Genomic DNA, 12,155 nt, shown 5'->3' on the forward strand with positions numbered 1-12,155 from the left:
CTTCGGCCGAGTGCTTCGGCCCATCCGCCGCGTGCACGAATCGAGCGAGGACGACAGTGCCACCGGAACGCCCGCCACAAGTGTCGGTGATCCTGCCGGTTCGCGACGGCCAGCGCTGGCTGCGCGAGGCGGTCGACAGCGTGCTCGCGCAGACATTGACCGATCTCGAATTGCTGGTGATCGACGACGGCTCGACCGACGCCACCCCGGCAATACTCGAAGAGGCGCGCGGCCGCGATCCCCGCGTCGTCGTGTTGCCGCAACAGCGCGAGGGGCTGGTCGCCGCGCTCAATCGCGGCCTCACGCAAGCGCGCGCGCCGCTGATCGCCCGGCTCGACGCCGACGACGTCGCGCTGCCCGAGCGGCTGGCGCGGCAGTGCGATTATCTGCACGCGCATCCGGACGTCGTGCTGCTCGGCGGCTGGGCAGAGATCATCGACGCCCACGGCGCGTTGTCCGGCCGGCAGATGCGGCCCGGTCCCGAACGGCTGCGCGAGACGCTGGCGAAGAAGAGCCCGTTCATCCACCCGACGGTGATGTTCCGCGCCGAGGCGGCCCGCCGCGTCGGCGGCTATCGCGCCGCTTTCGAGGCCGGCGAGGACTATGATTTCTGGCTGCGGCTCGCCGACATCGGCGAGATCGCGATCCTGCCCGAGGTGCTGATCCGCTATCGCGAGCACGGCGGCAGCGTGACCCGCACCCGCGAGCTGCGGCAGATCTATTCGGCCCGCCTCGCCAAGCTCGCCGGCGCCGCCCGCAATTCGGGTCGCCCCGACCCTTCCGCGACCCTCACCACGCCGCCCGATTGGCACGATCCCAATCCCGGCGATTTCGAACGCGACAGCTCGCGGCTGTACCGGATGCTCGAACTCGCCGATCCGGCGCTGGCGCGCGCCGCGCCCGCGTCGGCGATCGACCTCGCGGCGATCACCTCACAACGATCGACGCTGACCGCCGGCGAACGCAAATTCGCCCAGGCCGCCGCGCTGAATCTGCTGCGCGAGCGCCGCGACCTCCCGGTCTCCCGCATCTCGCTCCTCGCGCTATTGCTGCGGCTCGGCCCGGCGAAGGCCGCGAAGATGCTGATGCGCCGAAAATAACACCGCCGGGCCTGGCGAGGCACGAACCGCAGCGCGCCGGCAACTACGCGCCGGGTTGCACGAAGCGGCGCGCCAGCGCGTGGTAGATGCCCTCATCCGACACCAGGCGCGACGCCGCATAGGCGATCACCGAGGTCGCCATCAGCGGGATCACCATGGTGTGGTTGTCGGTCATCTCGATCACGATGGCGAAGGCGGTGATCGGCGCCTGCACCACGCCCGAGAAATAGGCCACCATGCCGAGCAGCATGATCGCCGCGATCGGCGTGTCGGTGAACAGCGCCGCGATGTTGCTGCCGAGCCCGGCGCCGACCGCCAGCGAGGGCGAGAAGATGCCGCCCGGCAGGCCGCTGACCGACGACAGCGTCGTCGCCAGCCATTTCAGCACGCCGAACTCCGTCGGCAGCGGCGACCCGCTTTCCAGCGCCGTCTTCACCTGGGCATAGCTGGTGCCGTAGACCGTATCGTCCGACGCGAAGCCGCAGATCGCCACCGCGAACCCGCAGCCGAGCGCCAGCAGCAGCGGATGCCGGGCGATCGCCTGCAACCCGCCCGCCGCCACCACGATGCGGCTGAACAGGCCGCCGGCGAGCCCGCCGACGACGCCGCAGGCCGGGATCGCCAGCCAGTCGACGCCGCCGCGCAGCGTCATCGCGCTGGTGCCGAAATACGTGTAGTTGCCGAGCAATGCGACCGAGGTCAGGCCGGCCGCCACCACCGCGGCGATGATCAGCGTGCTCGACCGCGTTTCGAACGAGCGGCTCATTTCCTCGATGCCGAAGATGATGCCGGCGAGCGGCGTGTTGAACGCCGCCGCCACGCCGGCCGAGGCGCCGGCGAGAATCAGCGCCGGCTGCCGCCGCGGCGACAGCCGCCCGAGCGCGAACATGATCGAGGCGCCGATCTGCACGGTCGGCCCCTCGCGCCCGACCGACGCGCCGACCAACAGGCCGAACAGCGTGAGCACGAACTTGCCGACCGCGACGCGCATCGACACCAGCCGGCCGCGCGCGGTCTGGTCGGTCAGCCGCCGCGCCGCGATCGCCTGCGGGATGCCGCTGCCCTGCGCATTCTGGAAGAACCGGTCGGTCAGATACACCGAGATCAGGAAGCCGAGCGGCGTGACGACGAAGGGCAGATAGCGCGAATGCCCGAGCAGCGCGACGAAAGCCGTCTGCGCCAGATCGGCGAGCTGCGCCAGCGCCGCGGCCGCCGCCCCGATCACCACCCCGCCCAGCAGAAAGATCGCCCGCCGCCGCGACCGCGTCGACACCACGACCAACAGCCGCTTGTGGCGGCGAGACAGGGCGAATTTCATCGGCAGGATCGGCGCTCGCGAGGGCTTGGGAACTCGTGAGGCCCTTCATGCCGCGTCCCCCGCGCCGGAGTCCAGCAATCGGGGGCATAAACTTGGCGTGATGCGGGCGCAGCGCCGCTGCGGGCCTTCATCAACATCAATCCGGCGGGACGCTCACCACAGGCACAACCTCAACAGGCACACCCTCATGGTGAGGAGGCGCGCAGCGCCGTCTCGAACCATGCGCCGCGGGCCATGCATCCCCCGCCATCCTTCGAGACGCCCGGCTTCGCCGGGCTCCTCAGGATGAGGAGTCCGTACATTCGGCAAGGACCATGTCGCTTCAATCAATCGATGAAACGTCCAACAGCTCGAAACGCAAAGGGCGCGCCCGTCGGCGCGCCCTGAACTAACAACTCTCGACATCAACCGCCGGCGGCATGGCGCCGCCGCGTGTACTCAATTGACGCCGAGCTTCTTCTGCAGATTGGTCGACGAGGTGGTGTACTGGAACACGACGCGCTTGTCGGGATAGACGTACTTCACCGCCTTCTGCGACATCAGCGCGGCCTCGTGGAAGCCCGACAGGATCAGCTTCAGCTTGCCCGGATAGGTGTTGATGTCGCCGATCGCGAAGATGCCGGGGACGTTGGTCTCGAACGTGCCGGTGTCGACCGGGATCAGATTGTTCTCGAGGTTGAGGCCCCAGTTCGCCACCGGGCCGAGCTTCATCGTCAGCCCGAAGAACGGCAGCATCGCGTCGCACTTGATCTGCGCCGTCGAGTTGTCGTTGAGCTTGATGGTCGCGCCCGAGAGCTGACCGTCGGCGCCCTGCAGTTCGGTGATCTGGCCGATCTTGAGATCGAGCTTGCCGCTGGCGACGAGCTGACGCATCTGCTCGACCGAGTGCGGCGCGCCGCGGAAATCGTCGCGGCGATGCACCAGCGTCATGCTCTTGCAGATCGGGTTGAGGTTCAGCGTCCAGTCCAGCGCCGAATCGCCGCCGCCGACGATGACGATGTCCTTGCCGCGGAACTCTTCCATCTTGCGCACCGCGTAGTGCACCGACTTGCCTTCATAGGCCTCGACGCCCGGCACCGGCGGCCGCTTCGGCTGGAACGAACCGCCGCCCGCGGCGACGACCAGCACCTTGCATTCGAACACCGTGCCGGCATCGGTGGTGACGCGGAATTCCGGATCGCCGATCTTCTCGACGCTCTCGATCATCTCGTTGAGATGGATGGTCGGGTTGAACGGCTTGATCTGCTCCATCAGGGATTCGGTCAGGCCGTGACCGGTGATCATCGGAATGCCGGGAATGTCGTAGATCGGCTTTTCCGGATACAGCTCGGCGCACTGGCCGCCGACCTTGTCGAGAATGTCGACGAGATGGACCTTGATATCGAGCAGGCCCAGTTCGAACACGGCGAATAGTCCGCACGGACCCGCGCCGACAATCAGCACATCGGTTTTGATCGTTTCGGTCATCGGTGTTTCTTTTCGGGTTGAAGAATATTCGGACGCGGGCGGTCCGGCCGCGGCTTGTCTAGCCAAGCCCGGCGGGGGAGAAAAGCCATAAAACGGCGTAGACACCTTGTTCTATCTCAAGAACTGCGCTCAATGGTCTCCAAAAGCCCGGAGAATGGCCCTTGTCTGCACGATCCCGCGACCACGCAGTGCCTCGGCTCGAGGACTTCCCCTACCGACTTTCGGACAATGTCCGGTTCGCCGATCTCGACCCGAACAACCACGTCAACAACGCGGTCTATGCCAGCTATTTCGAGACCGGCCGGGTGACGCTGATGAAGGATGCGTCGCACGGGCTGATCCCGGAGGGGCTGTCCTGGGTGCTGGTGCGGCTCGACATCCACTTCCGCAGCGAGTTGCACTGGCCGGGAACCATCGAGCTCGGCATCGGCCTCGTGAAGCTCGGCCGCACCTCGACGCATTTCGATCAGGTGGTGTTCTCGGACGGCGTCTGTGTCGCCTCGGCGCGCGCGGTCACCGTGCTGGTCGATGCGCACAGCCGCAAGCCGACGCCGCTGACCGATCAGCTCATCGCCAACCTCGCGCCGTGGTGGCTGCACGGCGTCGAGCACGCTTAGCAGGCGCAGCGAGCGTTGACGCCCGGGGCGCCTTGCGCCCGAGGCGGTTACGCTGGGATCAGGCCTGGCGGTCCGGCGTGGAAATCACGAGGCCGTCGAGTTCGTCGGTGACCTTGATCTGGCACGACAGCCGCGAGTTCGGCCGCACGTCGTAGCCGAAGTCGAGCATGTCCTCTTCCATCGGCGACGGGCCGCCGACCTTCTCGCGCCAGGCCTCGTCGACATAGACGTGGCAGGTCGCGCAGGCGCAGGCGCCGCCGCATTCGGCCTCGATGCCGGGGATGGCGTTGCGGATCGCCGCTTCCATCACGGTCGCGCCGTTCTCGACGTCGACGATGCGGGTCTCTCCGGAGTGATCAACAAAGTGAATCTTGGCCATGATTGCTCGTCGGACGCTCTGCTCGTTCGGACTGGAAAGGATGACGGGCTGTCCTATAGCGGGTCGGTCGGCTTTCCGCCAGCGCCCCGGCGGGCAAAATCGGGAACCGCCATCGGCCTTTCGCCGCAGCGACCTGCGAGGCGCGCGTCGCGGCGGATCAGCGCTCCAGCCGCTCGCCGATCGTGGCCCTTGCGTGCTCGACCGCTGCATCGAGCGCCGCGAGCCGGTCGGAGACATCCTTGCCGCAGCGCAGCGCGTCCTCGAATTCCTCGGCCGCGTCCGCCACCGCGAACGCCCCGATCGCCCGCGCCGAGCCTTTCAGCGTATGCGCCAGCGCCGCCGCGTCGGCAGGCCGGGACGCCAGCACCGCCACCATGCTCGCCGCCTGCGTCGAGAAGATCGTCAGCACCTCGCGCGCGAGCGACTTATCCCCAAGCGTCATCCGCTCGAGGTGCCCCTCGTCGATCGCCCCGAAATCCGGCACCAACGGCGGCGAAGCCATCCACTCGACCCAATCCAGTTGCAGCGACAACAGGCTCTCTCCCCGGAAATCCGCCGTTTTCCGCGTAGCCGCCGGCGAATTGCCGATCCAAGCACGGGATTGGTTAACGGATCATTTCGGGACAACGCCGCAAGTTTGAGGCCATTTTGTCCGCAATTTCCCTGCGCTTTCCAGCATTCGCGGGGATTTTCACGTCGGCGGAAGGAGTTAGCGGCGACTCCCGTTAACGATGATTAAGAATGTCTTAACGTCGGCCATTTCATTCGATGCACCGAGCCAATAGGATGTTTGCGGAAGTGGTGGACAAAAGTCCGGCGTCGAGGGGGTTCGACTGCGCCGGCTTTGAGCATCAGACCGGAGCCGGAGAACTGCGATCGAATTTCGAGCAGTGTCCCCGGATGCGTAGAACGAGGGCGTAGGTCACATGGCGAATAATCCCAAGAAGATCAAAGATCCGACCGAAGTGGCGCTGTCCGCGATTCAGGAGGCCCTGAACATCAGCGATGCGCCTGCCGCGACCGACGATCCGATCACGGCGCGGAGCGAGAACTCGCCGGCGATCTTGCCCCCGCCCGCTTTCAACGACGGCGCGCCGGAGCCGCGGATCGCAGCCGACCGTCCCAGTTTCGAACAGCCCGACGACCGGCAGTTCGCCCAGCGCCCGGCCAACGACGACCGTGAAACCATCGGCCAGTTGCTCCAGGCCCTGCAGAAGGGCCGTCCGGCCCGCAACGTCTACACCCTCGCCTCGATCTTCGCCGGGGTCTGGATTTTCGGCGGCATCGTGCTCACCGTCAGCTTCCTGCCCTCGCTGCAGGCGATGGTCGGCCAGGGCGCCGGCGGCACGATGGCGCTGGTCGGCCTGATCGCGCTGTTCCTCGCCCCCGTGATGCTGTTCTATTTCCTCGCGAGCCTGACCTGGCGCGGCCAGGAACTGCGGATGATCGCGCAGTCGATGGCGCAGGTCGCGATGCGGTTTTCCGAGCCCGAGATCGCGGCGAGCGATTCCGTCGTCACCGTCGGTCAGGCGATCCGCCGCGAGGTCGCGGCGATGGGCGACGGCGTCGAGCGTGCGATCGCGCGCGCTGGCGAACTCGAGACTCTGGTCGCCAACGAAGTCTCCGCGCTCGAACGCGCCTACTCCGACAATGAAGTCCGCATCCGCGCCCTGCTGCAAGACATCGCGCATCAGCGCGACAATCTGGTCGGCCAGGCCGAGCAGGTGCGCAGCGCCATCTCCGGCGTGCAGATCGATCTGCGCCACGACATCGCGCTGATCTCCGACGCGATCGCCTCGCGGGTCGACGAAGTGGCGAAGAGCATCACCAGCGCGCTCGAGGAGCGCGGCGCCCACATCACCGGCGCGCTGAGCAATGCCGGCGACAACATGATCCTCGCCCTCGGCGAGCGCGGCGGCGACCTGCTCGATCGCCTCGAGGAAGCCAGCGCCGAGACCACCCGCGCGGTGCTCGACGCCAGCGAGCGGCTGACCGCCAGCCTGAATTTCAAGACCGGGCACGTCCACGACGAATTCGTCGAACTCGCCGACCGCGTCCACGAGATGCTCAACGAGCGCCTCGACCGCATCACCGGCGAATTCGAACAGCGTTCGTCCAGCATCGTCGACGGCATCTCCGAGCGCACCGAGCAGGTCCACGACTCGCTGAAGAACTCCTCGGACTCGCTGCTGCTCGAGCTCGAGCTGCGCAGCGGCGATCTGGTCAGCAAGATCGACGACGCCGGCAACCGCCTCGCCGACCAGATCCTCACCAGCGGCGACAAGGCCAGCGAAGCGCTCGACGTCACCGTCAACACCCTGGTCGCGAAGGTGGTCAGCCAGACCGAGAACGCCCACGACGCCCTCAGCATGCAGATGAGCGCGTTCGACGATCTGGTGAAGCAGCAGGGCTCCGAGCTCGCCGAGAAATTCGCGCGCGACAGCGGCACGCTCGGCGCGCTGATCACCCGCCACATCTCCGAATTCGACCGCACCGTGAAGACCTATGGCGGCGACATCGTCGAGCGCATGGGCCAGCGCACCCAGGATATTTCCACCACGCTGAAGGACTACGTCGACAATTTCGATCAGCGCGTCACCGCGCGCGGCGGCGAGATCAGCGCCACGCTCGATCAGCGCCTGTCGCATTTCGAGAACGTGTTCGACACCCGCGTCGGCAGCCTCGACGGCTCGCTCGACAGCAAGATCAAGTCGCTCGACGAAACCGTCAGCGAACATCTGCGATCGCTCGACGACGGCTTCGCGGCGCGCACCCAGACGGTGACCGAGAGCATCGATACGCGCATCGTGCAGCTCTCCGACACCCTGACCGCCGGCTCGACCCTGACGATCGAGGCCATCGACAGCCGGATCGCGGAGCTCGCGACCACGATGTCGACCGGCACCACGAAGGCGGTCGATATGATCGACCTGCGCGTGGCGCAGCTCTCCGACACTATGACCACCGGCACCAGCCAGGCCGTCGATCTGATCGATACCCGGATCGACCGGCTCTCCGGCACGCTGACGGCGGGCGCGGTGCAGGCGATCGAGGCGATCGACGCCCGCCTGTCGCATCTCACCAACTCGCTCACCGACGGCACCGCGCAGGCGATCCACGCCATCGATCAGCGCATCGGCAACGTCACCGAGACGATCGACAGCCGCAGCGCCGGTCTGGCGGCGACCGTCAGCGCCCGCTTCCAGGACATCCACGAAGGTCTCGAAGGCCGCGTCGGCACCGTGCTGACCGACATCGACCTGCGCGTCTCGCAGTTCGAAGATCTGCTCGGCTCGCGCGTCGACGCCGTGGCCGGCCGCTTCGAGAACACCGGCCGCGAGGCCAGCGATCTGCTGATGGCGCGCGCCGAGGAACTCTCGCTCGGTATCAAGTCGCACGTCGCCGACGCGGAGCGCTCGCTCACCAGCCTCGTCATCAGCACCAGCGACACCATCCAGACCGGCACCCGCTCGGCCAAGGAAGCGATGCTGTCGGTGTCGACCGAAGTCGGCGCGCAACTGCAGCTCACCTCGTCCGAGATCGAACGCGCGCTCACCGCCGTCGGCGCCAATGCCGCGAGCTCGGTGGTGGCGAGCGCGACCGAAGCGCAATCGAAGCTGATCGCGGCGTCGAGCGATACGCTCGCGCAGATCAGGTCGCTGTCGGCCGATATCGAGCGCACACTCGCTGTCGCGGGCACCTCCACCGCGGCGTCGGTGCTGGCCGGCGCGCGCGAGGCGCAGACCACGCTGGTCGCGACCTCGACCGACGTCACCAACGAGATCAAGACGCTGTCGGCCGAGATTCAGCGCACGCTGACCGATGTCGGCGGCACGGCCTCGACCTCGGTGCTGAACAGCGCCCGCGAGGCGCAGGCTACGCTGGTGTCGTCGTCCTCGGACGTCGCCAATCAGATCCGCTCGCTGTCGGCCGATATCGAGCGCACCCTGACCGGCGCCGGCGACGCCACCTCGGCCTCGGTGCTGGCCGGCGCCCGCGAAGCGCAGTCGACGCTGGTCTCGGCCTCGACCGAGGTCACCGGCCAGATCAGGTCGCTGTCGTCGGATATCGAACGCACGCTGTATGCGGCCGGCAACGCGACCGCGGAATCGGTCCTGGGCGGCGCCCGCGCGGCCCAGACCACGCTGGTGGCAGCCTCCGAGGAAGCCGCGGAGCGCGTCAAGTCGCTGAGCGCGGACGTGCAGCGCACGCTGTCCGAAGCCGGATCCTCGACCGCCAGCGCGATCGTCGCCGGTGCGCGCGAAGCCCAGAACACGCTGGTCGCCGCCTCCTCCGAGGCCTCGAACCAGGTGATCTCGCTCGCCAGCGATGTCGAACGCAAGCTGACGGCGGCAGGCAGCGCCACCGTGGAGACCATCCTGTCCGGCGCTCGCGAAGCCCAGCACGCGCTGATCGCGACCTCCACCGAGACCTCGAACCAGGTCAAGGCGCTGACCGGCGACGTCGAGCGCACACTGACCACGGCAGGCAGCGCCACCGCCGGCGCCATCCTCGCCAGCGCCCGGGACGTCCAGAGCACGCTCGCCAACGCTTCGACCGCGGCCTCCGATCAGGCCCGATCGCTCGCCGCCGAGGTCGAACGCAGCCTGATCACCGCCGGAAAGACCTCCGCCGAATCGATCGTCAGCGGCGCCCGCGAGGCGCAGACCTCGCTGATGACCGCCTCGGAAGAGGCCGCCAACCACGTCAAGTCGCTGACGATCGACGTCGAGCGCACCCTGACCACGGTCAGCGCCGCCGCGGCGTCGACCATTCTCGGCAGCGCCCGCGAGGTGCAGTCGACCCTCACCAACGGCTCGGCGGAAGCGGCGAGCCAGATCAAGGCGATCTCCGCCGACATCGAGCGGACGCTCGCCGGCGTCACCCTCAACACCACCGACAACATCCAGGTCAGCGCGGCGGCGGCGCAGAGCACGCTGGTCGCGGTGTCGAACGAGGTCAGTTCCAAGATCAAGTCGACCTCCGCGGAAATCGAGCGGTCGGTGTTCGCCGCCAGCGGCAGCTTCGGCTCGACGATCACCGCCAAGACCGACGAAATCGTCAGCTACGTGCAGCAGCAGGCCGACCGCCTGTCGCAGATCATCGACGGCAAGCGCGGCGTGCTGGTCGAGGCCCTCTCCGGCAAGACCAATCAGCTCACCGTCGATATCGACCGCGTCACCACCGACGCGCTGACCGCGATCGAGACCCGCGGCAAGGCGTTCTCCAACTCGATCCTCACCAACGGCAACGACGTCGCGCGTTCGATCACCGGCGCCGGCGATCTCGCGACCGGCGCGATCAACAAGTCGCTCAAGGATCTCGAGCTGGCGTCGCGTTCCGCGATCGATCAGTCGCGCCAGGTTTCGGTCGCGGCCGTCACCGAGATGCAGGAGACCAGCAAGATCCTGCGCTCCGACACGGTCGCTCTGTTCGAGCGGCTGCGCGAAGGCAACATCCTGCTGCAGGAAGTGCTCACCGGCGCCCACGAGAACCTCAACTCGCTGGAGCGCGCGCTGGTCACCCGGGTCGCGGACTTCGTCGTCACCATGAACGACGTCAACGCCCGCAGCGGCGCCGCCACGCAGGGTCTGGAAGACCAGCTCACCGGCTTCCACGGCAAGACCGCGAAGGCGCTCGCCGACCTCAGTGCGCTGTCGGAGCAGTTCGATGCTCACGGCCGGGCGCTGGCCGAAGCCGCCGAGCTGGTGCAGCAGAGCAACCGCAGCGCTTCGACGTCGGTGATCGAGCGCAAGGAATCGCTCGAATCGCTGGTCACTACGATCGATCTGCGCACGGCCGATCTCGACCAGCGGCTCACCCGCTTCACCGGCCTGCTCGATGAATCGCTGGCCGCCGCCGAGGAACGGGCGCGCGACATCGCGCGGATCGTCGCGGAAACCGCGGGCGCCGGCTCCGCCAGCATCACCCAGCAGTTCGAGGCGGTTCGCTCCGCAGCCGAACAGGAGCGCCGCCTCACCACCGAGGCGATGCACCAGGTCTATCAGCAGGGCACCCAGGAAGCCGATGCGCTGTTCAAGCAGTCGGCCGACCGCTTCTCGGCGATCGTCCAGGGCATCAAGCAGATGGCCTCGGAGATGCACGTCGAACTCGAAGCCACCCGCGAGGAGCTGCGCCGCGGCGTGCTCGAAATCCCGCAGGAGGCGGCCGAGAGCACCGCGCAGATGCGCAAGGTGATCGTCGACCAGATCGAGGCGCTGGCCGAACTCAACCGCATCGTGGCGCGTCACGGCCGCGGCATGGACGTGGTCGGCACGACGCGCGCCAGTGCCGTCCGTGAGGAAGAGCCGATGCTGGCCTCCGCCGGCGGCGGACGCAGCGAGGCCGCCATCTCCCGGCCGGTCGAGCCGGTGTCACGGCCGGCGCCGCGCCGCGAGACCAGCGCGTCGACCCTGCCGCCGCCGGACCTCGGCATGCCCGGCCCGGCGCCCGCTCCGCGCCGCACCGAGGCCCCGCCGGTCGCTCCGACCGGCTCCGATCAGGGCCGCGACGGCTGGCTGTCGGATCTCCTGAACCGCGCCGACACCGGTGCCGAACGCGAGGCCCCGCGGACCCGAACGGCGCAGCAGGCGATGAGCGGGAATCCGCTGGAATCGCTGTCGCTCGACATCGGCCGGCTGATGGACCGCAATCTGGTGCTGGAGATGTGGGACCGCTATCAGCGCGGCGAGCCCAAGGCGTTCACCAAGCGGCTGTACACGCCCGCCGGCCAGAAGGCGTTCGACGAGGTCGCCCGCAAATATCGCAGCGACCGCGCCTTCAAGCAGACGGTGGACCGCTACATCACCGAGTTCGAGCGCCTGCTCGACGAGGTCGCCCGCGACGATCGCGGACCGCAGGCGCTGCGCACGCATCTGAGCTCGGAAACGGGCCTGGTGTACACGCTGCTGGCGCATGCGGCGGGGCGGTTGGGGTAACAGCGCCCTGCCCGGCTGGTAGCCGACGTCAGTCGTGACGACCAAAAATGGCGGGGGCCTCAGGCCTCCGCTTTTTTTGTGGGCGCCGGCTCGGGCGAAGTCACTGCGACCGACGGATGCGCATCGAGGCGCGTCGTCCGGTGGGCCTTGCTAGAGCCGTTCTGCTTTAGGTGGAATCAGGATTGATGATGCGCAGCCACAAGTACCTCCTCATGGTGAGGAGGCGCGCAGCGCCGTCTCGAACCATGTGCCACCGGCACTGCGTTGCCCCATCCTTCGAGACGCCCGGCTTCGCCGGGCTCCTCAGGATGAGGACTCAGTGCCTCTGGAAGGCCG

7 protein-coding genes are annotated in these 12,155 nt (G+C 67.7%); 3 read left to right on the forward strand and 4 right to left on the reverse strand.

Annotation, left to right across the window (positions count from 1 at the left end):
- Positions 1 to 56 precede the first annotated feature (56 nt).
- Positions 57 to 1,100, forward strand: a complete 1,044-nt coding sequence (locus SR870_RS11680) for a glycosyltransferase (RefSeq protein ID WP_322518123.1) — start codon at positions 57 to 59, stop codon at positions 1,098 to 1,100.
- Positions 1,101 to 1,143: 43 nt separating this feature from the next.
- Here SR870_RS11680 and SR870_RS11685 read toward each other — a convergent pair whose 3' ends face one another.
- Positions 1,144 to 2,418 (reverse strand): chloride channel protein, encoded by a 1,275-nt coding sequence (locus SR870_RS11685; protein WP_322518124.1) that lies wholly within the window; start codon positions 2,416 to 2,418, stop codon positions 1,144 to 1,146.
- Between the two features lie 438 nt (positions 2,419 to 2,856).
- Complete coding sequence (locus SR870_RS11690; protein ID WP_322518125.1) at positions 2,857 to 3,885, reverse strand: NAD(P)/FAD-dependent oxidoreductase; 1,029 nt, start codon at positions 3,883 to 3,885, stop codon at positions 2,857 to 2,859.
- Positions 3,886 to 4,046: 161 nt separating this feature from the next.
- On the opposite strand from SR870_RS11690, the gene SR870_RS11695 reads away from it, so the two are divergent.
- Positions 4,047 to 4,502, forward strand: a complete 456-nt coding sequence (locus SR870_RS11695; RefSeq protein WP_322518126.1) for a thioesterase family protein — start codon at positions 4,047 to 4,049, stop codon at positions 4,500 to 4,502.
- Between the two features lie 58 nt (positions 4,503 to 4,560).
- Here SR870_RS11695 and SR870_RS11700 read toward each other — a convergent pair whose 3' ends face one another.
- Together SR870_RS11700 and SR870_RS11705 are read right to left on the reverse strand one after the other, a co-directional pair.
- Positions 4,561 to 4,881, reverse strand: a complete 321-nt coding sequence (locus SR870_RS11700) for a 2Fe-2S iron-sulfur cluster-binding protein (RefSeq protein ID WP_322518127.1) — start codon at positions 4,879 to 4,881, stop codon at positions 4,561 to 4,563.
- A 157-nt stretch (positions 4,882 to 5,038) separates the two neighbouring features.
- Positions 5,039 to 5,383 (reverse strand): Hpt domain-containing protein, encoded by a 345-nt coding sequence (locus SR870_RS11705; protein WP_322518254.1) that lies wholly within the window; start codon positions 5,381 to 5,383, stop codon positions 5,039 to 5,041.
- A gap of 424 nt (positions 5,384 to 5,807) precedes the next feature.
- Here SR870_RS11705 and SR870_RS11710 point away from each other — a divergent pair, with 424 nt between their 5' ends.
- A complete protein-coding gene (locus SR870_RS11710; protein ID WP_322518128.1) occupies positions 5,808 to 11,819 on the forward strand; it encodes a negative regulator of septation ring formation in 6,012 nt (2,003 codons plus the stop codon).
- The last annotated feature ends 336 nt before the right edge of the window (positions 11,820 to 12,155 follow it).

Source organism: Rhodopseudomonas palustris (genome assembly GCF_034479375.1).
Lineage (GTDB): Bacteria > Pseudomonadota > Alphaproteobacteria > Rhizobiales > Xanthobacteraceae > Rhodopseudomonas > Rhodopseudomonas palustris_M.